General features: G+C 68.0%; 24 protein-coding genes. 12 read left to right on the top strand and 12 right to left on the bottom strand.

What is annotated here, in order from left to right; genetic code table 11:
• Nucleotides 1–184 precede the first annotated feature (184 nt).
• The gene (locus PYV00_RS04305; protein WP_275227016.1) at nucleotides 185–1,069 is read right to left on the bottom strand and encodes a TauD/TfdA dioxygenase family protein; all 885 of its coding nucleotides are present in this window, start codon (nucleotides 1,067–1,069) and stop codon (nucleotides 185–187) included.
• Nucleotides 1,070–1,269: 200 nt separating this feature from the next.
• Here PYV00_RS04305 and PYV00_RS04300 point away from each other — a divergent pair, with 200 nt between their 5' ends.
• Nucleotides 1,270–2,079 carry a TetR/AcrR family transcriptional regulator gene (locus tag PYV00_RS04300; protein WP_275227015.1) on the top strand — a complete coding sequence of 270 codons (810 nt, stop codon included), beginning with the start codon at nucleotides 1,270–1,272 and terminating at the stop codon, nucleotides 2,077–2,079.
• Between the two features lie 101 nt (nucleotides 2,080–2,180).
• Here the strand turns inward: PYV00_RS04300 and PYV00_RS04295 are convergent, their stop codons facing one another.
• From PYV00_RS04295 to PYV00_RS04265, 7 genes are all read right to left on the bottom strand, one after another.
• The gene (locus PYV00_RS04295) at nucleotides 2,181–3,332 is read right to left on the bottom strand and encodes a 12-oxophytodienoate reductase (protein WP_275227014.1); all 1,152 of its coding nucleotides are present in this window, start codon (nucleotides 3,330–3,332) and stop codon (nucleotides 2,181–2,183) included.
• A gap of 53 nt (nucleotides 3,333–3,385) precedes the next feature.
• Complete coding sequence (locus PYV00_RS04290) at nucleotides 3,386–3,964, bottom strand: NTP transferase domain-containing protein (RefSeq protein ID WP_275227013.1); 579 nt, start codon at nucleotides 3,962–3,964, stop codon at nucleotides 3,386–3,388.
• The gene (locus tag PYV00_RS04285; RefSeq protein ID WP_275227012.1) at nucleotides 3,961–4,947 is read right to left on the bottom strand and encodes an XdhC family protein; all 987 of its coding nucleotides are present in this window, start codon (nucleotides 4,945–4,947) and stop codon (nucleotides 3,961–3,963) included. Before PYV00_RS04285 ends, PYV00_RS04290 begins: the two co-directional genes overlap by 4 nt.
• A 10-nt stretch (nucleotides 4,948–4,957) precedes the next feature.
• Complete coding sequence (locus tag PYV00_RS04280) at nucleotides 4,958–5,344, bottom strand: c-type cytochrome (RefSeq protein ID WP_275227011.1); 387 nt, start codon at nucleotides 5,342–5,344, stop codon at nucleotides 4,958–4,960.
• An 87-nt stretch (nucleotides 5,345–5,431) separates the two neighbouring features.
• A complete protein-coding gene (locus PYV00_RS04275) occupies nucleotides 5,432–6,034 on the bottom strand; it encodes a TetR/AcrR family transcriptional regulator (RefSeq protein ID WP_275227010.1) in 603 nt (200 codons plus the stop codon).
• Between the two features lie 64 nt (nucleotides 6,035–6,098).
• The gene (locus tag PYV00_RS04270; protein ID WP_275227009.1) at nucleotides 6,099–6,746 is read right to left on the bottom strand and encodes a murein L,D-transpeptidase catalytic domain-containing protein; all 648 of its coding nucleotides are present in this window, start codon (nucleotides 6,744–6,746) and stop codon (nucleotides 6,099–6,101) included.
• Nucleotides 6,747–6,855: 109 nt separating this feature from the next.
• Complete coding sequence (locus PYV00_RS04265; RefSeq protein WP_275227008.1) at nucleotides 6,856–8,100, bottom strand: polyhydroxyalkanoate depolymerase; 1,245 nt, start codon at nucleotides 8,098–8,100, stop codon at nucleotides 6,856–6,858.
• A gap of 206 nt (nucleotides 8,101–8,306) precedes the next feature.
• Between PYV00_RS04265 and PYV00_RS04260 the strand changes: the two genes are divergently transcribed.
• From PYV00_RS04260 to ribA, 8 genes are all read left to right on the top strand, one after another.
• On the top strand, nucleotides 8,307–10,139 hold the full coding sequence (locus tag PYV00_RS04260) for an ABC transporter transmembrane domain-containing protein (protein ID WP_275227007.1): 1,833 nt from the start codon (nucleotides 8,307–8,309) through the stop codon (nucleotides 10,137–10,139).
• Between the two features lie 162 nt (nucleotides 10,140–10,301).
• A complete protein-coding gene (locus PYV00_RS04255) occupies nucleotides 10,302–12,452 on the top strand; it encodes a M13 family metallopeptidase (RefSeq protein WP_275227006.1) in 2,151 nt (716 codons plus the stop codon).
• A gap of 70 nt (nucleotides 12,453–12,522) precedes the next feature.
• Entirely contained in the window at nucleotides 12,523–13,335 is an 813-nt protein-coding gene (locus PYV00_RS04250; protein WP_275227005.1) for an undecaprenyl-diphosphate phosphatase, read from the top strand.
• 5 nt (nucleotides 13,336–13,340) lie between these two features.
• Complete coding sequence (gene ppk2, locus PYV00_RS04245; protein ID WP_275227004.1) at nucleotides 13,341–14,123, top strand: polyphosphate kinase 2; 783 nt, start codon at nucleotides 13,341–13,343, stop codon at nucleotides 14,121–14,123.
• Nucleotides 14,124–14,296: 173 nt separating this feature from the next.
• The gene (gene rpmG / locus PYV00_RS04240) at nucleotides 14,297–14,464 is read left to right on the top strand and encodes a 50S ribosomal protein L33 (RefSeq protein ID WP_013832249.1); all 168 of its coding nucleotides are present in this window, start codon (nucleotides 14,297–14,299) and stop codon (nucleotides 14,462–14,464) included.
• 41 nt (nucleotides 14,465–14,505) lie between these two features.
• Nucleotides 14,506–15,162 (top strand): LolA family protein, encoded by a 657-nt coding sequence (locus tag PYV00_RS04235; protein WP_275227003.1) that lies wholly within the window; start codon nucleotides 14,506–14,508, stop codon nucleotides 15,160–15,162.
• Between the two features lie 439 nt (nucleotides 15,163–15,601).
• Entirely contained in the window at nucleotides 15,602–16,393 is a 792-nt protein-coding gene (locus PYV00_RS04230) for an exodeoxyribonuclease III (protein ID WP_275227002.1), read from the top strand.
• Entirely contained in the window at nucleotides 16,390–17,472 is a 1,083-nt protein-coding gene (gene ribA / locus PYV00_RS04225) for a GTP cyclohydrolase II (protein WP_275227028.1), read from the top strand. The genes PYV00_RS04230 and ribA overlap by 4 nt, the downstream gene beginning before the upstream one ends.
• A gap of 43 nt (nucleotides 17,473–17,515) precedes the next feature.
• Here ribA and PYV00_RS04220 read toward each other — a convergent pair whose 3' ends face one another.
• The 3 genes from PYV00_RS04220 to PYV00_RS04210 all read right to left on the bottom strand — a co-directional run bounded on the left by PYV00_RS04220 (nucleotide 17,516) and on the right by PYV00_RS04210 (nucleotide 19,275).
• Entirely contained in the window at nucleotides 17,516–17,815 is a 300-nt protein-coding gene (locus tag PYV00_RS04220) for a hypothetical protein (protein ID WP_275227001.1), read from the bottom strand.
• Between the two features lie 61 nt (nucleotides 17,816–17,876).
• On the bottom strand, nucleotides 17,877–18,233 hold the full coding sequence (locus tag PYV00_RS04215) for a hypothetical protein (protein WP_275227000.1): 357 nt from the start codon (nucleotides 18,231–18,233) through the stop codon (nucleotides 17,877–17,879).
• An 85-nt stretch (nucleotides 18,234–18,318) separates the two neighbouring features.
• The gene (locus PYV00_RS04210) at nucleotides 18,319–19,275 is read right to left on the bottom strand and encodes a right-handed parallel beta-helix repeat-containing protein (protein ID WP_275226999.1); all 957 of its coding nucleotides are present in this window, start codon (nucleotides 19,273–19,275) and stop codon (nucleotides 18,319–18,321) included.
• 424 nt (nucleotides 19,276–19,699) lie between these two features.
• On the opposite strand from PYV00_RS04210, the gene PYV00_RS04205 reads away from it, so the two are divergent.
• From PYV00_RS04205 to PYV00_RS04195, 3 genes are all read left to right on the top strand, one after another.
• Complete coding sequence (locus PYV00_RS04205) at nucleotides 19,700–19,885, top strand: DUF465 domain-containing protein (RefSeq protein ID WP_275226998.1); 186 nt, start codon at nucleotides 19,700–19,702, stop codon at nucleotides 19,883–19,885.
• A gap of 66 nt (nucleotides 19,886–19,951) precedes the next feature.
• Complete coding sequence (locus tag PYV00_RS04200; RefSeq protein ID WP_275227027.1) at nucleotides 19,952–20,935, top strand: TerC family protein; 984 nt, start codon at nucleotides 19,952–19,954, stop codon at nucleotides 20,933–20,935.
• A 55-nt stretch (nucleotides 20,936–20,990) separates the two neighbouring features.
• The gene (locus PYV00_RS04195) at nucleotides 20,991–21,884 is read left to right on the top strand and encodes a DMT family transporter (RefSeq protein ID WP_275226997.1); all 894 of its coding nucleotides are present in this window, start codon (nucleotides 20,991–20,993) and stop codon (nucleotides 21,882–21,884) included.
• 39 nt (nucleotides 21,885–21,923) lie between these two features.
• Here PYV00_RS04195 and PYV00_RS04190 read toward each other — a convergent pair whose 3' ends face one another.
• Nucleotides 21,924–24,050: a prolyl oligopeptidase family serine peptidase gene (locus PYV00_RS04190; protein ID WP_275226996.1), complete on the bottom strand. Its 2,127-nt coding sequence runs from the start codon at nucleotides 24,048–24,050 to the stop codon at nucleotides 21,924–21,926.
• Nucleotides 24,051–24,069: the final 19 nt, after the last annotated feature.

Genomic DNA, 24,069 nt, shown 5'->3' with positions numbered 1-24,069 from the left:
AGACAACCGATCCTACCGGCCATCATAGTCGCCGCTCAACCGGCCATCGTAGTTGTCGCCGCGCAAGTTGCGTCTCGCGGCGGAAGAATTCGTAGTCTGGCAGCCCGTGAAGGTTCTGGTAGCCAAGGTGAACGCCGACCTGCATGTATCTCTCCTTCTCGAATGGGGTGGTATGTCCGGGGCTTCAGGCCGGCACGGCCATCGCGCGGGCAGGCGCGGTGACGGGCTCCTCGCCGTTCAGCGTGCAGCGGTGGAATTCGCGCTGGCTGCCCGCCTCGAACGGCATGGCGCGGTGCATGTTACCGGTGTTGTCCCAGATGGCGAGGTCGCCGAGTTGCCACTTGTGGCGATAGACGTATTTGTCCTGCGTCGCGTGTGCCATCAGCCGCTCCAGCAGGTCATGGCTCTCCGCCGGGTGCATCCCCTCGACATAAGCGGCCGAGGTGCTGAGCACGAGCGACTTGCGGCCCGACTTGTGCTGCCACACCAGCGGGTGCGAACGCTGCGGATACGTGCACCACACCGCGAATTCCTCGGGCGTGCAGTCGCGCTTGGCGGGAAACAGCGCGGCCTGCATGGTGTGGACGACGCGCAGCGTGTCGAGCCAGGTCTGCTCGTCCGGGCGCAAGTCCTCGTAAGCGGCATAAGTGCTGGCGAACATCGTGTCGCCACCCTCGCGCGACAGGCGATAGGGGGTGAACAGCGTCGCGAAGGGCGGCACTTCCTCGTAAGTGCCGTCCATGTGCCACAGCAGGTTGCCGAACAGGAAGCGCGCGTATTCCGGGTTCACCGCGGGATCGAGGCTGACCTTGAGCACGCCCTGATCGCCTTCGGTCAGCACTTTGCCGTCGGCGCCGCGCTTTGCGGCGCCGATGCGCAAGTCGCCCAGCGTGCGGGCGACGTTGCGCAGTTCCTCGTCGTTCAGGTGCAGGCCGCGGATCACGATCGCGCCGCGTTCGACCAGCAGGGCGCGGATTGCGCCGGCATAATCGCCGCTCAGCAGCTCCGCTTTGGTCAGCCGCACTTCGGACCCGATGCGCGGTGTCAGTTCAATCGAAGGCAGCGTCATATCGCTTCCGTCTCCCAAGGCGCTTCCGCATTCGGCTGCGCCTGCGCGGCGAGTCTCGCGGTTGATTGTTACCCTGATCGTTTCAATAGCAATGATCCCAGCGCTCGTCACCAGCAATTTTGCATCCGACGCGAATAAATATCACCTTGGTCGTTTCAAACAAAGTTGCGATCGGCGATACGCCGCGTTAGGGTCGGCCCATGCGCACATCGTCCCTCGCCGAACCCGGCGTTCCCGGCCCTGATTCCGATCCCGATGGCGACTCGCCGCAAGCCGGCCCCGCCCGCCGCCGGCCCGGCCGGCCCACGCTCAGCAACGAGCAGCTGCTCGACAAGGCGCTCGACCTGTTTCTGGAAAAAGGCTTCGACGGCACGTCGATCGATGCGATCACCGCCGCCGCCGGCATGGCCAAGCGCACGGTCTATGCCCGCTATGGCGACAAGACCACGCTGTTCAAGGCCGCGCTTGGCCGCGCGATCGAGGAATGGATCGTGCCGATCGATCGCCTGCGCGCCGAGGAGACCGACGATTTCGAGCAGACCCTGCTGCGCATCGGCGCGATCCTGGTGGCCAATGTGCTGAGCCCGGCCGGCCTGCGGCTGCTGCGGCTGACCAATGCGGAATCGGTCAGGATGCCAGAGATCAGCATCGCCAACGTCCAGCTCGGCACCGGGCCGACGCTGGCCTATCTGGCCGACCTGTTCCGTCGCCGGCTTGGCGGGCCGGACGGCGTGATGGCCGATGCCGACGAGGCGGCGACCGCGTTCCTCAATATCGTCGTGGGCGGGCAGGCCAGCAATGCCGCCTGGGGAATGCCCATGGACCCGCAGGCGACCGACCGGCACATCCGCTACAGCGTGCGCATCCTGCTGCACGGCCTGCTCGATCGCGAGGCGGTGGAACGCGGCGCGGACGACCAGCGCCTGCGCCGCCTGCTGGACGAGACCATGGTCCAGCTCGACGAAGCGCGCGCCCGGCTGACGCAGGCGGCGCGGCTGGCGAGGGAATAGAAGCCGACAGGATCGACGGCCAGGCGCACTGGCAAATCCTCCCCCTTCCCCCAGCCGGGCGCGGATCTGGTTCCCGTCAAGCCCGCCCATCCGCCGCCGGATCAGTCGGTGACGTGGGCCATCAGCGCATCGTCCAGCGCCTTGGGCGTGAACGGCTTGAGCCGGTCGAGATCGCCCGACTGGACGATCCTGGGCCAGTCCGGCTCGGCGATCATCGCGCGGCCGACCGCGACCAGATCGAAATCGCCCCGGTCGAAGCGCCGCATCAGATCGTCCAGTCGGCCGAGATCGAGGTTCGATGGCTTGCCTTCGGCCAGGCTGACGAAGAAATCGCTGTCGAGCCCGACCGAGCCGATCGTGCAGGTGGGCACCCCGGTCACTTTCTTGACCCAGCCGGCCAGGTTCAGGTCGGTCCCGTCATCGAAGCAGGGTTCCCAGAAGCGGCGCTGCGAGCAGTCGATCAGGTCGACCCCGGCCTCGACGACGGGCGCCAGCAACTCTTCCAGCTCCTGCGGGGTCTCGGCCAGCTTGGCGTTGTAATCGACCATCTTCCACTGCGACATGCGCAGGATCAGCGGCATTCCCGGCTCCAGCTCGGCCCGGCAGGCGCGGATCACCTCGGCGGCGAACTGGCCGCGCGCGCGCGGGCTGCCGCCGTATCTGTCGGTGCGGTGGTTCAGCGCTTTCCACAGGAACTGGTCGATGATGTAGCCATGCGCGCCGTGCAGCTCGATGCCGTCGAAGCCCAGTTCCACCGCCTTGGCCGCGCCGCGCGCGTAAGCGGCGATCACCTCGTCGATCTCGGCCTGGGTCATGCCTTCGCAGACCTTGTTCTGCGGATCGATGTAGCCCGAGGGGCTGACCTGCCCCAGTTCGGGGCGATAGGCCAGGTCGCCGCCGACCAGCACGTCCGGCCCGCGATAGATCAGGCCGACGTGCCACAGTTCGGGCACGGTGATTCCGCCCTTGGCGTGGACGCGTTCGGCCACGCGGCGCCACCCCGCGAAGGCGTCATCGCCGTGGAACCGGCCCAGCAGCGGGTTATCGCCCGACGAGGGATGATCGATATAGACGCCCTCGGTGATGACGAGGCTGGCGCCGCCTTCGGCACGGCGCGCATAATATTCGGCCGCCTCGGCGCTGGGGACGCCGCCTTCGCAGACTTCGAGGCCCATCGGCGGAAAGACGATGCGGTTGGGCAAGGTGAACTTGCCGAGCTGGAACGGCGTGAACAGCGGGCTGAAATCGGTCAACGGATGGCACTCCCAATGTCTTCCGGCCGCAGGTCCCTGGCGTGCGGCGCTTGTTATTCGTCCGATCGCGCCCGGCTCGCCAGCCACCCGAGATCCTCGGGCCGATCCACGTCGAAGTGAATAAGCGGATTTGTACACTCGTCAAACAGAACGTCGTCGCGCTGGCGCAGCAGGCGGCCCGCGCCTTCGTCGCCCGTCAGCCGGGCGATGTCGGCGAAGGCGCGGCGCGACAGCAGCACGGGGTGGCCGGGGCGGCCATCATCGCGCGGCATCGCCGCATAACGATCGCCGATTCGCGCGGCCAGACGCGCGGCGATCGTGTGCGGCACCAGCGGCATGTCGCCCAGGAAGACGAAGGCCGCCCCGGCATCGCCCGCAGCCGCGATGCCGGCCCGGAGCGAGTCGGACAGCGCCGTGCTGGCGATCCTCACCACCTCCACTGGTGGATCGCCCGGCCAGTCGCCGGTCGCCAGCCCCGGCCGGGCGACGACGATGACGCGCGCGACCGGCGCCGCGCGCGCGGCGCGGATGGCGTGCAGGATCAGCGGCTCGCCCCCGAGCGGCGCGGAAAGCTTGTCACTGCCAAAGCGCGTGGCGGCCCCTGCCGCCAGCACCACGGCGACGCGCTTCATGCGTGCTCTTCCGGCGGATTGAGCGCTTGCATGACTTCGACGAGGATACCCGTCGCCACTTCCCACGGTGCCTTGCCCAGCCCCCGGATGCCCGGCGTCAGGTGCAGGCGCGCCAGTTCGGCTTCGCTGGCGCCGGCTGCCCGCAGCGCCGCGAGCCGGCCCTCGGCGCGCGACCGGGCGCCGATCATGGCGACATAGCCCGCGCTGCGCCGCAAGGCCTGGAGCACGCCGCCCAGGTCATGGTGATCCTCATGCGTCGCGCCGACATAGGCGGTCCAGCGATCGATCCCCAGTTGGGCCAGCGCATCGGCGGGCTCGGCCCGCAAGTATCGCGCGACGGGGAACGGGGGCGGGGCGTCGGGGCCGCCGGGGCGCACCAGGATCGTCTCGAACTGGGCATCGCTGCCCAGCCGCGCTAGCGCCAGCGCGCCGGGATCGCCGCCCGAAACGATCAGCCGCCGGGGCGGATCATAGCGGCGCGCGATGGCAAACGGCGTATCGCCTAAGGCCAGCAGCGGCCCTTCGCCCGCCTCTACGCGCTGCGTCACGCCGTCGCTGATCCAGCGGCAGACGCGCCTTTCGCGGGCATGGGCGATCAGCGCGGCGGCGGCCGGACTGTCCGGCGCGACTCGCTCGACCAGAACGTGCAGCGCGCCGCCGCAGCGCAGCCGGATGTCGATCCAGGGGCTGCCCATGCCGTAATGCAGCCGGCGCGGCTGCCCGTCCGCCAGCACATGCGCGGCATGGCCGGCGACATCGCCTTCGATGCAATCGCCGGAGAAATAGCCGCTGGCGTGGGGCCCGTCGAACAGCATCTGCGCGCCGGGGCCGCGCGGCGCGCTGCCTTCCACCTTGTAGAGCGTGGCCAGCGCGACCGCGCGGCCCGCGCCGATCGCGGCGGCCAGCGCGGGCCGCACATCGTCGGCCCAACCGAACACCGGCCAGTCGGCATCGGCGATCTCGTGAAACAGCGCGTCGTTCATGCGCCGGGCATTACGGGCGCGGCTGGGCGAGGAAATCGATCACCGCGGCACGCTCGGCCTTGTCCGAAAGCGACACCACCATGCGCGTGCCGGGCACGACTTGCGCCGGCTGGGCCAGGAACCTGTCGAGCTGCGCGCGCGTCCAGATGAGGCCCGAAGCCTTGAGCGCGGGGCTATAGGCAAAGCCGGTCGCCCCTGCCTTGCGCCCGACCAGGCCGGCAAGGTTGGGGCCGAGCGGCGTCACCTTGCCGGGATCGAGCGAATGGCAGGTCTGGCAGCGCTGGCGGAACAGCGCCGATCCGTCCGGCGCGGCGGGATCGACGGCGGATGCGGTGGTCGCGGCGAGGATGGAAAGGGCCAGCGCGGCGGCGGCGGATGCGAGAGCAAGGGGTTTCAAGAATCGGGTCCGGCTTGGCTGTTGGCGATTGGGGTCACGGGCCATATAAGCGATCGCGGTTGCGATACACCATAGCTCATTGCCTGGCTATTCGGCCGCGACGGGCTTGTCCATGCCGTCCCCCACCAGCGGCGCGATCACCAGGCGGTGGAGAATGGCGGCGATCTCCTCGGCCGGCGTGTCGGGAGCCTGATCGAGCCACCAGGCCAGCACGTCGATCGTCGCGCCCGTGCCGTGGACCACGCCCAGGTCGGGCGGCAGCCAGTCGCGCCGCATTTGCACCGCCTGCGCCAGTCCGCGTGCCTGCCGGATGAATTCGGCGCGCACGATGCCGGCCGCGCCGCCCGTCAACAGCGCCGACCACAGCTTGCCGTGTTCGGCGACATAGGCGCAGAGCGCCAGCGTCGACTGGAAGCTGTCCACCTGATCCAGGATCGGCACTGTCATGGCCAGGAGATGGGCGATCTCCTCGGACGCGACATCGCCCAGCAGCGCTTCCTTGGTCGGATAATGGCGGAAGAAGGTGGCATAGCCCGTGCCGGCGCGCGCGGTGATTTCCCGGATGGTGAGCTGGTCGAAGGGCTTTTCCTCCAGCAGCGCGAGCAGCGCATCGGCCAGCGCATTGCGCGAGCGGACCTGCCGCGCGTCGGTTGGTGCGTCCCGCTTGATCGCCCTGAGTGCCCCAGTCATGACAGTCCCGTAACACCGCCTCGCGGGAGTGTCGATTCCGCCGGGAAAAGGAGCGGGGCGGCGATCAGTCCTCGCCGATGCGGTCGGCGAAGAGCAGTCGGCCGCCCGACAGGTGCCATAGCGCTTCGTTGAAATCGGCGTTGCCCATGGCGAAGCAACCCTCGCTCCGGCCGATCTTGCCCCATTTCGTGATCATCGCGGCATCGACGTACCAGGCCGGGTGCATCACGATCGCGCGGTCGAGCGCCAGCGAATTGTCGCTGTCCAGCCCGACGAGGCGGATCGAGGTGCCGTATTTGCCCTTGTACCATTCGCACGTCAGGTAGGCCCCGCGCGAGGTCGCTTCCGAGCCCGGCGTGTTCGAGAAGGATTGCAGCCAGCCGCTATGCTCCGGGTCCGATCCCCGGCCATGCGCGGCGAGGAACGAGCGGACGGTGCCGTTCTCCAGATTGGCGAAATGCAGGCGCGGCTTCCACGATGGCAGCGCGAAGTCGGCGATGCCGACCAGGTCGGCGCGCCACAGCTTGCTGCCCAGCCGGCTGCTTTCACGCGCCGCGATATCGAGCACGCGCCGTTCGTAAGGGGTAAGCGCGGTGGCGGTGGCCGGGCTGGTCACGGCAGCCGGAACCGCCTCGGTCGCCAGCGCGCGCCTGGGCAGGGCGAGCGCCGCGCCCGCCGCCAGTCCTCCCACGAGGACGTCCCGTCTACCCATGCCGACCCGCCGCACCATGTCTTCAAGATAGCGAGGCGAAGCGGGATTCGCTAGCCGCGCGTGCACGTTCGACCGGGCCTGCGCCACTTTCCAGCCGAAAATCCGGCCTTCAGGCGACGATCTTGAGCGGGGCGCGGCGATGCGTGGCGATCCAGCTTTCCACCACCGGGGCGATGCGCCGGCGCCACTTGCCGCCGTTGAAGATGCCGTAGTGGCCCACTTCCTCGGCAAGGTAATACTTCTTGAGCCGTTCGGGCAGATGGGTCGCGAGGTGGAGCGCCGCGCGGGTCTGGCCGATGCCCGAGATATCGTCGCGCTCGCCCTCGATCGCGAGCAGCGCGGTGTCGCGGATCGCGCCCAGGTCGATCGCCTTGCCGCGATGGACGAATTCGCCCCTGGGCAGCGAATGGCGCTGGAACACATGCTCGATGGTCTGGAGGTAGAAATCGGCGGTCATGTCGCAGACCGAACGGTATTCGTCATAGAACGCCTTGCTCGCGGCCGCGCTCTCGTCATCGCCGGCGACGAGGTGGTGGAACATGGCATAGTGGCTCATCAGGTGCGAGCCCAGGTTCATCGAAAGGAACCCGGCAAGCTGCAGGAAGCCGGGATAGACCTTGCGGCCACCGCCCGGATAAGTCAGCGGCACGGTGGCGATCACGTTGTGCTCGAACCACGAAAGCGGCTGCTGCATGGCCACGTCGTTGACGCTGGTGGGCGCCTCGCGCGTGTCGATCGGCCCGCCCATCATGGTCAGCGTCACCGGGCGGCAGGGATCGTCCTCGGCCGACATCACCGCCGTGGCCGCCAGCGCGGGCACCGAGGGCTGGCAGACCGCCAGCATGTGCGTGCCCGGCCCGATGTGGTGCAGAAAGCCGATCAGGTAATCGATGTAATCGTCCAGGTCGAAGCGGCCAGCCTGGATCGGCACCATCTTCGCGTCGGCCCAGTCGGTGATGTAGACCACGCAGCTTTCCGCCATGCGCGCCACCGTGCCGCGCAGCAGCGTGGCGTAGTGCCCGCTCATCGGCGCGACGATCAGCAGGCTGGGCGCGTCCGGGGCCAGCCCGTCATGGGTGAAGCGCAGGAGATTGCCGAACGGGCGGTGCAGCACGATCGATTCGGTGACGCCGTGAGTGACGCCGTTCACCGTCACCGATTCGATATCGAAGGCCGGCTTGCCGCGCGGCGCGGCGGCATGGGCGAACACGTCCAGCGCCGAGGCCATGACCGGGCCCATGCCGAAATAGCCCAGCGGCAAGGCGGGGTTGGACAGAAGCTCCGCGCCGATAGCGGCGCAGGCGGCGGCGCCGCCCAGCATCATGCGCTGAAGTTCATAGGCATTGTACAGCACGGGCAATCTCCTGACAGCAGGCTCGGCCCCCGTCGCTTTACCCCTATTTTGGTGACGAATCGTTCATTGTGCAATGCGGCATTTACGCAAAAGGGCCTCAGCGGACCGTGGCGCGGGTGCCCGTGGCGGCGCCGGCCCGCGCGCGCGATCCCAAGGTTCGGCGGCGCCTCTTCCCCTGGCCCGGTTCAGGCTGTAAAGGCGCGCGGATGGACGCCAGCAAGGCTACCGCAGCCGAACCGCAGCCCGCCGTCGAGGCGCCCGAAAGCGAAGGCAAGCGCCGCAGCCTTGGCCCGCTGTGGATGGTCTGGCGCGGGACGCTGGCCTATCCCGGGCGGGTCGCGCTCGCGGGCGTCGCGCTGGTCATCACGGCCAGCGCCACGCTGGCGATCCCGGCCGGCTTTCGCCTGATCATCGACCGCGGCTTTTCGCAAGGCGGCAACCCGGCCGATATCGCCCGCTGGTTCGAATACCTGCTGCTGATCATCGCCGTGCTGGCGATCGGCACGGCGGTGCGCTTCTACACCGTCTCGTGGATCGGCGAGCGCGTCGTCGCCGATATCCGGCTGGCGGTGCTGCGCAATCTGCTGGCGCTTTCGCCCAGCTTCTTCGAAGAGAACAGCCCCAAGGAGATCTCATCGCGGATGACCGCGGATACCGCGATCATCGAACAGATCGTGGGGACGACCGTGTCGGTCGCGCTGCGCAACGCGATCATGGCGGTGGGCGGCGTCGCCTATCTCTTCGCGCTGGCGCCGGGGCTGACGCTGGGGCTGGTCATCGCCATTCCCGTGGTCATCCTGCCGATCGCCTGGTTCGGGCGGCGCCTGCGCACCATCTCGCGCACCAGCCAGGACCGGGTCGCCGATATCGGCGCGACCACCACCGAAGTGCTGGGCGCGCTGCGCATCGTCCAGGCCTTCAACCAGGAACGCCGCGAGGCGGAGCGTTTCGGCGGCGCGGTCGAGCGCACGTTCACCACCGCCAAGCGCCGCATCATGATCCGCGCGGTCATGACCGCGATCATCATGTTCATCCTGTTCGGCTCGATCACGCTGCTGATGTGGCGCGGCGCGCTGGGCGTTGCCGATGGCTCGATCTCGGGCGGCACGATCGCCGCCTTCGTCGTGACCGGCGGCATCGTCGCGGGCGCGTTCGGCTCGCTCACCGAAGTCTACGGCGATCTCGTGCGCGGGGCCGGCGCCGCCAGCCGGCTGGCCGAACTGCTGGAAGAACGCCCGGTAATCGCCCCGCCCGCCCGGCCGCAGGCGCTGCCCGAGCCGGCGCGCGGCCAGATCGCGTTCGAGAACGTCACTTTCCGCTATCCCTCGCGCCCCGAAGTGGCGGCGCTGCGCGATCTCTCGCTCAAGGTCGATCCGGGTGAGACGGTCGCCATCGTCGGCCCCTCGGGCGCGGGCAAGTCCACCCTGTTCCAGCTGGCCGAGCGCTTCTTCGATCCGCAGAGCGGCACCGTGAAGATCGACGGCGTGCCGCTCGCCTCGGCCGACCCCGCCGATATCCGCCGGCGCATCGCGCTGGTGCCGCAGGAAGGCGTGCTGTTCGCCGCCAGCGCGCGCGACAACTTGCGCTATGGCAACTGGGACGCGAGCGACGCGCAGATCTGGGAAGCGGCGCGCGCGGCCAATGCCGAAGGGTTCCTGCGGGCCTTGCCGCAAGGGCTCGACACGTTCCTGGGCGAGGATGGCGCGCGGCTTTCGGGCGGCCAGCGCCAGCGCATGGCGATCGCCCGCGCGCTGCTGCGTGACGCGCCGATCCTGCTGCTGGACGAGGCGACCAGCGCGCTCGACGCCGAGAGCGAGCGGCTGGTGCAGGACGCGCTCGAACGGTTGATGGAAAGCCGCACCACGCTGGTCATCGCGCATCGGCTGGCCACGGTGCGCAAGGCCAACCGCATCGTCGTGATGGAGGAGGGCCGCATCGTCGAGGAAGGCAGCCATGATCGGCTGGTGGCCGGCGGCGGGCTCTATGCCCGGCTGGCCGCGCTGCAGTTCGACAGCCCGCAGATCACGCCTTTTGAATAGGGCCTGGCGGGGCCGGTCGAATAAGGCCCGGCGGGGCGCGCCGACTATCCGGCCGGCGAAAAAGGCTGGTTTTGGACGGGCTTGTTGCCTAAATGCTCGGCATCACTGTCTGAAAACAGACATTCCCGCACATTTCCATGACCTCCTTGTGAAAGGATAACCATGTCGCGCCAGAAGATTCGCCGCACTTTCGCCCGGACCGCGCTGCCTGCCCTTGCCACTGCCATGGCCACCACTCTCGCTTTCGCCGGCACCGTTGCCGCCACCCCCGCCTTTGCCGAGGAAGCCCGGGAAAGCTGGGGCAGCTTCGGCGTGCAGACCCAGTGGATGGACCCCGCCGTCAAGCCGGGCGACGATTTCGATACTTTCGTCAACGGCAAGTGGGTGCAGCAGACCGACATTCCGGCCGACAAGACCCGGATCGGCTCGTTCCTGTCGCTGCGCGATCTGTCCGAGGATCGCCTGAAGCTCATCCTCGACGAACTGCTGACCGCCAATCCCGCGCCGGGCAGCGACGAGGCGCGCATCGCCGCCGCGTACAAGGCGTTCATGGATACCGACGCGATCGAGCGGGCGGGCCTCGCGCCGGCGCAGCCCTATCTCCAGCGCATCTTCGCCGCTTCCACCCGGCAGGATCTGGTGAAGCTCTTCGCCACGGCCGGTTTCACCTCGCCGATCGGCATCTATGTCGATGCCGATGAAAAGCAGAGTGATCGCTATGCGCTTTACGTGACGCAGACCGGGCTGGGCCTGCCGGACCGCGACTATTACCTCAAGGATACCGAGAAGTTCCGCGATATCCGCGCCAGGTACCTCGATTACCTGGCGTTCATGCTCGGCAAGGCGGGCTATCAGGACCCGCAGTCGGCGGCCAGGGCGGTGCTGTCGCTGGAAACCTCGATGGCGCAGATGGAATGGGATCGCGCCGCCAGCCGCAACCGCGACCTGACCTACAACAAGCTCTCGGCGGCCGAACTGGAGGCGATGGGGCCCGCTGGCTACATGCGCACGTTCCTCGATACGATCGGCGCGGGCCAGGTCGCCGACGTGATCGCGGTGGAAGTGCCGCCCACGGCCGATGAGCTGAAAGTCGCCAAGATCGATGCCGCCCAGGCCGCGGCGCAGTTCGGCGGCGGGCTGCCGGCGACGATGAAGCTGATCGAGGATGCGCCGATCGCCACCTGGCAGGCCTATCTCGTGGCGCATTTCCTGGGCGATCACGCCGCCTTCCTGCCCAAGGAGATCGACGATGCCGCCTTCGCCTTCAAGGGCAAGGTGCTGAGCGGCCAGCCGGAACAGCGCGCGCGCTGGAAGCGCGGCCTGTCCGCCGTGGAGGGCGAGGTCGGCGACCTGCTCGGCAAGATCTATGCCGCGCGCTACTATCCGCCGGCCGAGAAGGCGGCGATGCAGGATCTGGTCGCCAATCTGCGCAAGGCGATGGCGGTGAACCTGGCGGACCTGCGCTGGATGAGCCCGGCCACGCGCAAGGAAGCGCAGGCCAAGCTCGATGCCTTCACCCCCAAGATCGGCGCGCCGGAAAAGTACAAGGACTATGCCGGGCTCACCCTGTCCGCCAGCGACCCGCTGGGCAACAGCCTTGCGTCCGAGCAGTGGAACAACGATTTCGCGGTGAACCGCATCGGCAAGCCGGTCGATCGCACCGAGTGGTTCATGTTCCCGCAGACGGTCAACGCCTATTACAATCCGACCTTCAACGAGATCGTCTTCCCCGCCGCGATCCTGCAGCCGCCGTTCTTCAACCTCAGCGCCGATCCGGCGGTGAACTATGGCGCGATCGGCGCGGTGATCGGCCATGAGATGGGCCACGGCTTCGACGACCAGGGCGCCAAGTCCGACGGCACCGGCAACTTGCGCGACTGGTGGACCGCCAGCGACAAGGCCAATTTCGAGAAGCTGCAAGACAAGCTGGGCGCGCAGTACGATGCGTTCTGCCCGTTCGACGCCGGCAAGACCTGCGTGAACGGCAAGCTGACCATGGGCGAGAACATTGGCGATCTGGGCGGGCTGAGCCTGGCCTACCGCGCCTACAAGCTCTCGCTGAACGGCAAGGAAGCCCCGGTGATCGACGGCTATACCGGCGACCAGCGCTTCTTCCTGGCCTATGCGCAGGTCTGGCGTTCGAAAGTGCGCGAGGAGCAGGCGCGCCAGTTCCTCGTCACCGATCCGCACTCGCCGCCGCAGTACCGGGTCAACGGCATCGTCCGCAATTTCGACGAGTGGTACAAGGCGTTCGACGTGAAGCCGGGCGAGAAGCTCTACCTGCCGCCGGCCGAGCGCGTGCGCATCTGGTGATCGCGTAATTCTGTTGATGCCGCACGCGCCGGATTGACTTGGCGGGCGCGTGCGGCATGGCTGTGTGCCGATGGACCTGACCCTTACCGCGATCATCCTCGGCATTGTCGAGGGGCTGACCGAATTCATCCCGGTATCCTCTACCGGCCACCTCATCCTCGCCTCGGTGCTGTTCGGCTATGATGCCGATCAGTGGAAGGTGTTCAACGTGGTGATCCAGCTTGGCGCGATCCTGGCAGTCGTGGTCCAGTACTGGCGCACGTTCTGGGCGGTGGGCTGGGGCTTGCTGCGCTGGAACCCCACCAGCGTGCGCTTCGTGCGCAACATCCTGCTGGGCTTCCTGCCTTCGGCGGTGCTGGGCCTGGCGCTGAAGGACTATATCGACATCCTGCTGGCCAGCCCGATGGTGGTCGGCTGGGCGCTGATCGTGGGCGGCATCGCCATCCTCGCGGTCGAGAAAGTGGCCCGGCCCGGCCCGCTCACCGGCGTGGCCGAGCTGCCGGTGGCGCAGGCGCTGGGTGTCGGGCTGGTCCAGTGCCTGTCGATGGTGCCGGGCGTCAGCCGCTCGGGCGCGACGATCATGGGCGCGCTGGCCATGGGCATAGAACGGCGCACGGCGGCCGAGTTCAGCTTCTTCCTGGCGGTGCCGACCATGCTGGGGGCGACCACGCTGGAACTGCTCGATGCGCGCCATGAACTGGCGGCCGGGCTTGGCCCGGTCGGCTGGACGCAGATCGCGATCGGCTTCTTCGTCGCCTTCGTGGTCGCGATCGCGGTGATTCGCGGCTTCGTCGCCTTCGTCAGCCGTTCGGGCTTCGCGCCTTTCGCCTGGTATCGCATCGTCGCCGGGGCGGCGGCGGTTTTCCTGCTCTCGCGGATGTGACGGCGATGGGCGATCCGCTCAAGCGCAAGGACTACGAAGCGCTCCTCGAACCGATGGAGGAGGAGCTGGTCGCCATGGCGCGCTGGGTCGCGGCAACGGGCGCGCGCATCGTCGTGCTGTTCGAAGGGCGTGACACCGCCGGCAAGGGCGGGGCGATCGCCGCGGTGGCCGAACGGCTCAATCCGCGCCAGTGCCGCACGGTCGCGCTGGCCTCGCCCAGCGAGCGCGAGAAGGGCCAGTGGTATTTCCAGCGCTATGTCGAGCACTTGCCGACGCGCGGCGAGATCGCCCTGTTCGACCGGAGCTGGTACAACCGCGCCGGTGTCGAGAAAGTCATGGGGTTTGCCACCGCCTTTGAAGTGAAGCAGTTCCTCGATCACGTGCCGCGCTTCGAGAAGCTGCTGGTCGACGATGGCATCCTGCTGTTCAAGTACTGGCTGACCTGCGACCAGGAAAAGCAGGAAGAGCGCCTGGCCGAGCGGCTGGAAGATCCGCTCAAGCGCTGGAAGCTTTCGCCGATCGACCTTGCCGCCCGCCAGAAGTACGAGGCCTATACCAAGGCGCGCGAGGAGATGCTGGAAGCCACGCACACCAGGCACGCGCCCTGGACGCTGGTGGATTTCAATGACCAGCGGCTGGGACGCCTGACGCTGATTCGCGACTTGCTCGATCGGTTGCCCGATACGCACATCGATCCCCCGCCGCTCGAACTCAAGCCGCTGGATCACGCGCCGCTTGACGAGAAGTTCGACAAGCTGAAGCCGATCAAGCCGTTCAGGATCGATTGAGCGGGGCGTGCGGCGCGGTTCGCGCGCTTGTGCGGCTTGACTTCGCGGGCGCCATCGCGCATGGGCCTCGGCCTTGAAGGGCGGCGCGTGTTTGCCGCCCTGATTGTTTTGACCAAACGGACATGCCGGCGCCACACCAGCGCGGCTGGAACCAGAGTTTACAGGATAGCGCCATGGCGAAGCCCGCAACCGTGAAGATCCGGCTGGTATCGACCGCCGATACCGGGTTTTTCTACGTCACGAAGAAGAATCCCCGGAACACGACCGAGAAGATGAGCTTCCGCAAGTATGATCCCGTCGCGCGCAAGCACGTCGAGTTCAAGGAAGCCAAGATCAAGTAAGTTCACGGCCGGTTCAAGGCCGTGGCTTTAGGGAGCCGGGCATGAATCGAACCTTGAGGATCCTGCGCGACATGTCTGGCGCGGCCGCTTTGGCCGCGCTTGGCGTTTGCGCCGCCACGCCCGCCATGACCGCCCTCGCGGCGCCGGAACCCGCTCCGGCCCAGCTTGGCGAGGCGGTCGCCGCGTTGCGCGGCATTTCCACGTTGCGCGCCAATTTCACCCAGACCGACCGGAGTGGCCAGACGGTGAACGGCGTGCTCACGCTCAAGCGCCCCGGCAAGATCCGCTTCCAGTATGAAAAGGGCGTGCCGATGCTGATCGTCGGCGATGGCAAGGCGCTGACGCTGATCGACTATGAAGTGAACCAGGTGCAGCGTTGGCCGATCAGCAACAGCCCGCTGGGCGCGCTGCTCGATCCCAATCGCGATGTCGCCCGCTTCGGCACGCTCAAGCCCACCGGCAGCGCCGATGTCATCAGCGTCGAGGTGCGCGATCGCTCGCATCCCGAATACGGCATCATCACGCTGATCTTCGTGCGCAACGGCGCCGCGCCGGGCGGGCTGGAACTGTCCTACTGGGTCGCGCTCGATTCGCAGAACAAGCGCACCACCGTCAGGCTCAGCAATCATCAGTATGGCATCGCCGTGCCGGATTCGACCTTCCGGTGGAAAGATCCGCGCCCGCAGGTTCGTCGATAGCAGACAACGGATTATCGCCCGTTGTGGCGAGGTTGCGACAAATTGCGACCAATCTAACGAAGCTGTTCACTTGCCAGAAAGCCCGGGCGAACTAGATAGGGAGGGTCAAGAAGGTTCGAGGCGGGTTTCCCCCCTGTTGCCCACGCCTCCTGAACCGCCTTCTTGGCACCAAGCGTGACGAACGCTCAAAGGAACCCTCGTCCCTCTGCCCCCGGGACGAGGGTTTTCTTTTTTTGGCGCTGGCATCTTTGGCAGACACAACCGTTCGGATTGCCGTATCCTCCCTCGGTTGCCACCTCCCCTGCAAGGGGAGGATCCGGTCCCGGCCATGCTCTCCCTTTATTCACGCCTCGGTTCATCCAGCGCCCGCCAAAGGCATCGCGCGGGTTCCGAGTCCCCCGCACTGGAAATTGCCGGGCCGGGCACCTAAAGCCCCTGCATGATCACCATCGCTACATGGAACATCAATTCGGTCCGGCTGCGGATCGACCAGGTCGAGCGTTTTCTGGCCGAGCAGGCGCCCGACGTGCTGTGCCTGCAGGAAATCAAGGTGGCCGAGTCGCTCTTCCCGCACGAGATGTTCGAGCGGCTGGGCTATGTCCACCGCGCCGTTCACGGGCAGAAGGGCTATCACGGCGTCGCCACGGTCAGCCGCATCCCGTTCCGCGAGGCCAGCCGGTATGACTGGCAGGACAATGGCGAGGCGCGCCATGTCGGGGTGGAACTGCTGGGGCCGGGGCAGGGGATGCTGCTGGAAAACGTCTATATCCCCGCCGGCGGCGATGTGGCCGATCGCGCGCTCAATCCCAAGTTCGGCCAGAAGCTCGATTTCCTGGAGCGCATGACCCGCTGGGCCGACGCGCTGGACCGCCCGACGCTGGTGACGGGGGATTTCAACATCGCCCCGCTAGAATGCGACGTCTACGATCACAAGGCGCTGCTGAAAGTCGTCAGCCACACGCCGATCGAGGTGGAGACGCTAGGCCGCTTCCGCGACGCGCATGGCTGGGTCGATCTCGGCCGGCGCTTCATCCCGGCGCCCGAGCGGAATTACTCCTGGTGGTCCTATCGCAGCTACTGGCGCGCCAAGGACCAGGGGCGGCGGCTCGATCACATGTGGGCCTCGCCCGATCTGGCGGGGCAGGCAGTGGCGCATCGCTTCGTCGAGGAAACCCGCAAGTGGGAACAGCCTTCGGACCATGTGCCGCTGATCACGGAGTTCGACCTCTGAGCGGCTCTGCCAACGACGCGGTTCCCTCGGCCGGCGCGCGCCGCGTCGCGCTGGCGATCGACGCGCTGCGCCACGGCTGGCCGATCCGCGTCGGCGATGCCTTCACCCTGCTGCCCGCCGAGACCGGCTTCGCGCCCGGTACGGGCGCGGGGCGGATGCTGATCTCCGCCGCGCGCGCGGCGACGCTCAAGCTTGCCAACCAGCGCGAGGCGGCCGTGCCCGAAGCGCCGGTGCTGATCCGCGCGGCCGATCCCTTCGATCTGGAAACGGCGCGCGCGGTGGCCGATCCGGCGCTGGACTTGCGCTATCCGCTGAAGGGACCGTTCATGGCCGAGCCCCTCGCTGATGCGGCGGCGGCGCGCGCGGCGATGGAACTGGCGCGGCTGGCGGGCGTGCTGCCGGCCTTCCTGGTCGATCCCCGGCCGGAGGGCGAGGCACAGCCGGTCGAGCCCGATGACCTGGCGGCGTGGAAGGACGTGGCCCGGCTGCGCATCGCCGCGCGCGCGCGGCTGCCGGTGGCGGCGAGCGAGGACGCGGAAATCGTCGCCTTCCGTTCGGCCGATGACTTGCGCGAGCATGTCGCGCTGATCATCGGCCGGCAGGACGGGGACCGGGCGCCGCTGGTGCGGCTCCATTCCGAGTGCCTCACCGGCGATATCCTGGGCAGCCTGAAATGCGATTGCGGCCCGCAGCTTGACGCCGCGCTCCACGCCATGGCGCATGAGGCGCAGGCGGGCGGCTGGGGCGTGCTGCTCTACATGCGGCAGGAAGGGCGCGGGATCGGCCTGATCAACAAGCTGCGCGCCTATCGCCTGCAGGATCAGGGCTTCGACACGGTCGACGCCAACAACCGGCTGGGCCTGCCCACCGAGGCGCGCGACTTTCCCGTCGCCGCGCGGATGCTCGATCTGCTGGGCGTCCACGCCATCCGGCTGATGACAAACAACCCCGCCAAGGTCGCCGCGCTAGCGGCCGAAGGCGTGACCGTGATCGAGCGGGTGCCGCACAGTCTGCCGCCCAATCCGCACAACGCGCGCTACCTCGATACCAAGCGCGACCGGACCGGGCACTTGCTGTAGCGCGCGGCGGTGCCGGGCGAGGCGCAAGGCCCCGCCCGGATCGTCAGGGCATCTGCGATGCGACGGCGATGACCATGAGGCCGATCGCGGCCACCATGGCACAGGCGGTGCGCAAGTCGCGGCGCGAGAAGCGATCGATATGCTCGGCCCGGAAGCGGCGGTATTGCTCCGCCACTTGCGGCTCGCTGGCGACAAGCCCCACGTCGAGCGCGGATGCCGCGCGCGAGAACCAGGTCTTGAGCTCGTCCAGCTCGGCCGGGTCCAGCCCGGGATAGCGGGCAAGCAGCGCGATGATCCTCGCGCGTTCTTCGGCGCGGATCGCGCCGATGTCTGGTGATGGCATGATACTTTTTCCTGAATGGCTGGATTCGTCCGGCGCATGAAGCGCCGGGCCTTGCGGTCATTCAGGAGAGGGGCGGGCCTCGCGGGGCGGGAAGGCGATCGGCGCGATGGCGGGGCGGCGGGCCCCGTGCCTCGGGGCGCGGGCGCGGCTGGCCGGGCAGGACGAAGGCGGTCAGCGGGACGGCGCGGAGCGGCGCGGGCCGGATGGCGGAGGCCGGCATGTGCGGGGCCTGCGCCTTGGCGGCCTCGGCCGGCCGCGGCGAGGCGAGCGCGACATCCGACGTGGCGGCGCTGAAGGCGGACCCGCGAAACCGTTCCAGCGGCGCGCGCATCGGCTCCGCCGCCTGCAGGCCGATCGCGGCGAGCAGGACGGCCAGCCAGAGGCGGAACAATACGGAAGGCGTGCCGCGTGCCGTCATGCGGCCCGGATTACCCGCCGGGCCGGCCGGGGGCAAGGCGGGCCGGTGCCGCTATGCGCCGCGAGGCGCAACTCCAGCCAAACTCCTAGCGCTTCTCGTAGCGGATCAGGCCATTGCCGATCGTGTTGCTGCCGATCGCCAGCCGGTCGTTCGACCAGTTGGCGACGAAGGCGCTCTGGCGCGAGATGCCGGGGGCGAAGCGGGCGTTGTTGCCTTCCACCACCAGCCCCTCGCTCGAATGGTCGCGGTGTTCGGCCGCGACCGCGATGAAGGCGGAATAGTTTTCCTTGTCCTCCCCCTGGACGAACCAGTTGCCTGTGATCTGGCCGGTTGCGCCGTCGGACAAGTCGATCATGTAGTTGGTGCCGCGCCCCGCCGAATCGTCGAAGCTGGAATTGAGCACCGCGATCCGGGCCGCGCGTGACTTGACGTAGTGGCCGCCGCGCCCCGCCTCGAACCGGCTGCGCGTCACGGTGAGCGCGCCGTAGTTGCCGATATAGACCGAATGCGCGCAGCCGCTGCCTTCGCAAGTGCCGAGCCGGGTGAACGTGGACTTGTCGATGGCGACGGTGCCTTCGGGATTGTCGCCGGTCAGGATGCCCTGCTCGCTGTCGCGGAACCAGGCTTGCGAGACCGCCAGGTTGCCGCCTTCCAGCCGGATGCCGGCGCCGTTCTTGTCGGGCACGCGGATATCGGCGAAGACGAGGCCCTCGACGCGCGCGGCACGGCCGCGCAGCACCAGCGCCGCCTTGCCTTCGCAAGCGACGCCATCGAGCACCGATTGGCCGGGGACCGAGGCGACATAGGACACCTCGCCCGCCGTCTGCACCGCGCAATCGGCAAAGCGCATCGGGGCGAAGCGGATCGTGCCGCTGCCGCTGCCGATCGCGTCGACCGCGTCCTGCAGGCGCGCGAAGCCGCGACCCGATTCGACCACGGTGTAAGGCGCGGCGGGCCCCGATTGCGCCAGCATCGGCGTGGCGAAGGCAAGGCCAAGGGCCAGCGCGGCGGGGGCAAGGGCGTTGCGAAGCGGATGTCTCATGCCATCCGCCATACGCCGCAATCGGTTAAAAGGGGGTATGGGAATGTGAGTCCTCGGGCATCTGTCGATGCATCGCGGCACCGGCCCGCTCCCCCACCCGACCTCCCACAGAATGCCGGCGCCGGCAGGTCGGGCGGGGGAGCGGGCCGGTGCCGCAACCCAACGCGCCCTTGCGCGCGGTTCTTCGCGAAAACGCGAATCGCTTGAAACCGAAACGGATCGGTCCTAAAAAGAACCTGCGGGCCGGGCCCCTCTGGCGCGGCGCATTGGCCAATCGGCGATGCGCCATGTGATGTCGGACCGCATCGGATGAGACCGATGCGCTGGGTCCGGGTGACGAAATCCCCCTATTCCCGGCAACCGGAACCGCAATTCGGCTCATCCGATCGAACCACCATTTTTCGTTCGACAGGGAGCTACCCCCATGACTGACCGTGTTTTCCGCCTGCTTGAGCGTTACCAGAAGCTCGATACGCTGCTGCGCCTCGCCCAATCGAAGCGGTTTGCCGATCCGTTCGAAATCTCGACCCTCAGGAAAAGGAAGCGCTGGATCGGGCAGCGGCTGACCGATCTGGTCCGCCCCGCCCGTATGCGCCCGCTGGGCCGATGATCGCCGCGCCGGCCCGTTCGCTATCGGCGGACCGGCGCACCCGATCCCTTTTTCATGAGGTTTCCGATGGAATTCCTGACATTGGACTGGCTGGGGACACCGGCCTGGTTCTGGCTGGCCTTCGCCGCCATCGTCCTGCTGCTGACCGCTTTCGATCTGGGCGTGCTCCACAAGGAGGACCGCGAGCTGGGCATTCGCGAATCGCTCAGGCTCTCGCTGTTCTACATCGCCATCGCCATGGCTTTCGGCGTCTGGGTCTGGCTCGCCAAGGGGCCGGTCTCGGGCATGGAATACTACACCGGCTATTTCATCGAGAAGGCGCTGTCGATCGACAACGTCTTCGTCATCTCGATGATCTTCGGCTTCTTCGCGATCGCGCCCAGATACCAGTATCGCGCGCTGCTTTGGGGTATCCTGGCGGTGATCGTGCTGCGCGGCGGCATGATCGCGGGCGGCGCGGCGCTGGTCTCCGAAGCGCACTGGGTGCTGTATATCTTCGCCGCCTTCCTGATCTTCACCGGCGTGAAGATGTTCTTCACCGACGATCACGCGCCGGACATCGGCCGCAATCCCGCCGTGCGCTGGATCTCGCGCCACATGCGCGTGACCCGGGAGCACCATGGCGAGCACTTCCTGGTGAAAGTGCCCGATCCCAAGACCGGCAAGCTGGCCTGGGCGGCAACGCCGCTGCTGCTCGCGCTCGTCGTCATCAACATCGCCGACCTGATCTTCGCGGTCGATTCGGTGCCGGCGATCTTCGCCATCACCACCGATACCTTCGTGGTCTACACCTCGAACATCATGGCGATCCTGGGGCTGCGCGCGCTGTACTTCGCGCTGGCCGCGATGGTGCACCGCTTCCACTACCTCAAGTATGCGCTGGCCGCGGTGCTGGTGTTCATCGGCGGCAAGATCCTGATCGCCGATTTCGTGCTGGGCGGCGCCAAGTTCCCCCCGCTGGCGAGCCTGGGCGTGACGATCGCGCTGATCGCGGGCGGCGTGCTGTGGTCGCTGTGGAGGACACGCGGCGAGGAAGCCGCGCCCGGCTGATCGCCCGCGGAAAAATACGTGCGTGACAGGCGCCTGAACGTCTAGGGGCATCGGCATGACCGCCGATGCCCCCTCGCTTCACCGTCCCGGCCACGATTGGACCGCCACTCACCTTGCCGCGTTGCTTGTCGCCAATGTCGCGCTGGCGCTGGGGCCGTGGCTGGTGCGCCTGGCCGATACCGGCCCGGTCGCGGCCGGGTTCTGGCGGCTGGCGCTCGCCGTGCCGGTGCTGGCGCTGCTTTCGCTGCGCGAGCCGGTGGCGCAGCGGCGGCCGGGCGGTGGCATCCTGGCGATGGTGGTGGCGGCGGGCGTGTTCTTCGCGCTCGACCTGGCGAGCTGGCATGTCGGGATCGAGACCGCCAAGCTCGGCAATGCCTCGCTGTTCGGCAATGCCGGCAGCGTGATCCTGATGGGCTGGGGCCTGATCGCCGCGCGGCGCGCGCCGCGCGTGCTGGAAATCGCCGCGATCGCCTCGGCGCTTGGCGGCGCGGCGCTGCTGATGGGCGGATCGCTGGAAATCTCGCACGCCAGTTTCGTCGGCGATCTGTTCTGCCTGCTCGCCGGGCTGTTCTATGCCTTCTATATCCTGATGCTGCGGCCGGCGCGGGTGCGGCTGGGCCAGTTCTCGATCCTGCTGTGGTCCACGCTGGCAAGCGTGCCGTTCCTGATGGGCATTGCGCTGCTGCGCGGCGAAGTGATCATGCCCACGGACTGGACCCCGCTGCTGGTGCTGGCGATGAGCAGCCAGGTGATCGGGCAGGGGCTGTTGATCTATTCGCTGCGCCACTTTCCGCCGCTGGTGATCGGCCTGGCGCTGATGACCCAGCCGGCGATCTCGGCCGCCACGGGCTGGCTCGCGTTTGGCGAGACGCTCAGTCCCGCCGATTTCGTCGGCATGGCGCTGCTCGCCGCCGCGCTGGTCATGGCCCGCGCCGGCGACAAGGGCTAGGGCCGTTCGCCAAGGCCGATTCAGCCCGGTCGGATCGGCTCAGGGCCGCTTCGCCCCGGCGCCTTCGCCCGTCAGCACGGTCTTCAGATAGGCGTGGAGCAACGCGGCGCGTACCGCGTCCTCGGCATGGTCGGCGCCCACCGAGTGCCCGCCTTCGCGATATTCGTGGAAGTAGAACGCATTGCCGTATTCCGCCAGCCGCGCCGCCATCTTGCGGGCGTGGCCGGGGTGCACGCGGTCATCCTCGGTGGAGGAATAGAAGAACACCGGCGGGTATTTCACGCCCTTGCGCAGTGCCTGATAGGGCGAATAGGCCCCGATGAAGGCCCAGTCGGCGGGCAGGTCGGGATCGCCGTATTCGGCCATCCACGATGCGCCCGCGAGCAAGTGCGAATAGCGCTTCATGTCGAGCAGCGGCGAGCCGACGATGCCGCCGCCGAACAGGTCCGGCCGTTGCGTGATGGCCACCCCGGCCATCAGCCCGCCGTTCGAGCGGCCGGAAACCGCGATCCTGCCCCTGGCCGAAAGGCCGCGCGCCACCATATCCTCGGCCACCGCGTAGAGATCGTCATAAGCGTTCTGCCGCTTCTCGCGCAGCGCCGCTTCGTGCCAGGCCGGGCCATATTCGCCGCCGCCGCGAATGTTCGCCAGCACATAGGCATTGCCGTCGTCCACCCAGTCCAGCGCGAGCGGGCCGGCGCGATAGGGCTCGGTGGTGAGGTAAGTTGGCGTCTGCGCGACGCGGAAGCCGCCATAGGCGTGGATCAGCGCGGGCACCGGCCCTTTCACGCCCTTGCGGATGGCGAGGAAGTAGGGAACTTTCGTCCCGTCCTTCGACACCGCGAAATGCTGCGCGACATCGAACCGGGCGGCATCGAACTTCGCCGGCAGCGATTGCAGGGCCTGGGCCTGCCCCGTGGCCGCCACCGCGAAGAGCGTGGGCGGCACCAGGAAGGATTCGACCGTGGCGAATGCCATGTCCTTCGCATCCGCGCCCGAGACCAGATGGATCGTCGCCTTGTCGGGCAGCGCGGCAACCGTTCGCGACCATGCGCCATCCGCGCCGGGCCGCAATGCGATCAGCCGGCCCGATACGTCGTCCAGCAGCTTGATCCACAACACGCTGTCGGTGGTGCCGACATCCTCGATCGCCTGCCCGGCGCCCGGCGTGAAGACCGCTTGCGGCGCGCCGGCCGCCCCCGCGAGGATATCGGCGATCGGCCAGGCCACCAGCGAGCCGGCGGGAACCGTCCCCAGCGGCTTGTTGAGGAAGGCGATCAGCCGGCCGGCCAGAATGCCGCGCGGATCGGCCGTCTCGGGCAGCGGCGTGGGCAGCAGGCGGCCATCCGGCCCCGCCAGCCACAGCTCGCTGGTATAGAAGGTCTTGCCGCGCTGGACGAACAGGCGCCGCGTCTTGCCGTCCATCAGCGCGAAGGGGCTGAGCGTGATGTCTTCGGCCAGGCCTTCCTTGATCACGCTGGCGGCGGCCAGCGGCGTGCCGCGCCGCCAGCGCCTGACCATGCGCGGATAGCCGCTGGCGGTCATCGTGCCGGGCCCGAAATCGGTGGCGACAAGCAGCGTATCCACATCTTCCCAGGTCACGACGCTCTTGGCCTCGGGCAGCGTGAAGCCGCCCGGAACGAAGCGGCCGGTGGCCCGGTCCCATTCGCGCACCACTTCGGCATCGGTGCCGCCGGGGCTCAGCGAGACGAGGCAGCGGCGATACTCCGGCGCCAGGCATTCGGCGCCGTGCCACACCCAGCTCTTGCCTTCGGCCTTGCCCAGCGCATCGACATCGATCAGCGTCTGCCATTCCGGCTTGCCGGCCAGGAACGAGGCCAGGCTGGCCGCGCGCCAGAGCCCGCGCGGATGGGCCGCGTCGCGCCACAGGTTGGTCACCGCATCGCCCATCACTTCGCCCGGCTCGGCGATCTGGCTCTCGTCATCGAGGATGGCCCGCGCGCGGGCGCGATCCGCCTCGTAGCCGGGCATCGCGGCAAGCGCCTTCATCGTTGCGGCGTTCCACGCCTCGACTTGCGCGATCGCCTTCTCGCCGTGGATGTCCTCCAGCCAGACATAGGGATCATCCGGCGCGCCGGTCGCGGCCATCAGCAGCGGCGCGGCCGCCAGCGCGGCGGTGACAAGGAGCTTGTGGGAAAGGGACATGGGGTGGGCCTTGTCTGCG

The sequence above is a fragment of the Novosphingobium album (ex Liu et al. 2023) genome (genome assembly GCF_029076845.1).
Taxonomy (GTDB): Bacteria; Pseudomonadota; Alphaproteobacteria; order Sphingomonadales; family Sphingomonadaceae; genus Novosphingobium.
This window is presented reverse-complemented; position numbering and strand designations above follow the sequence as displayed.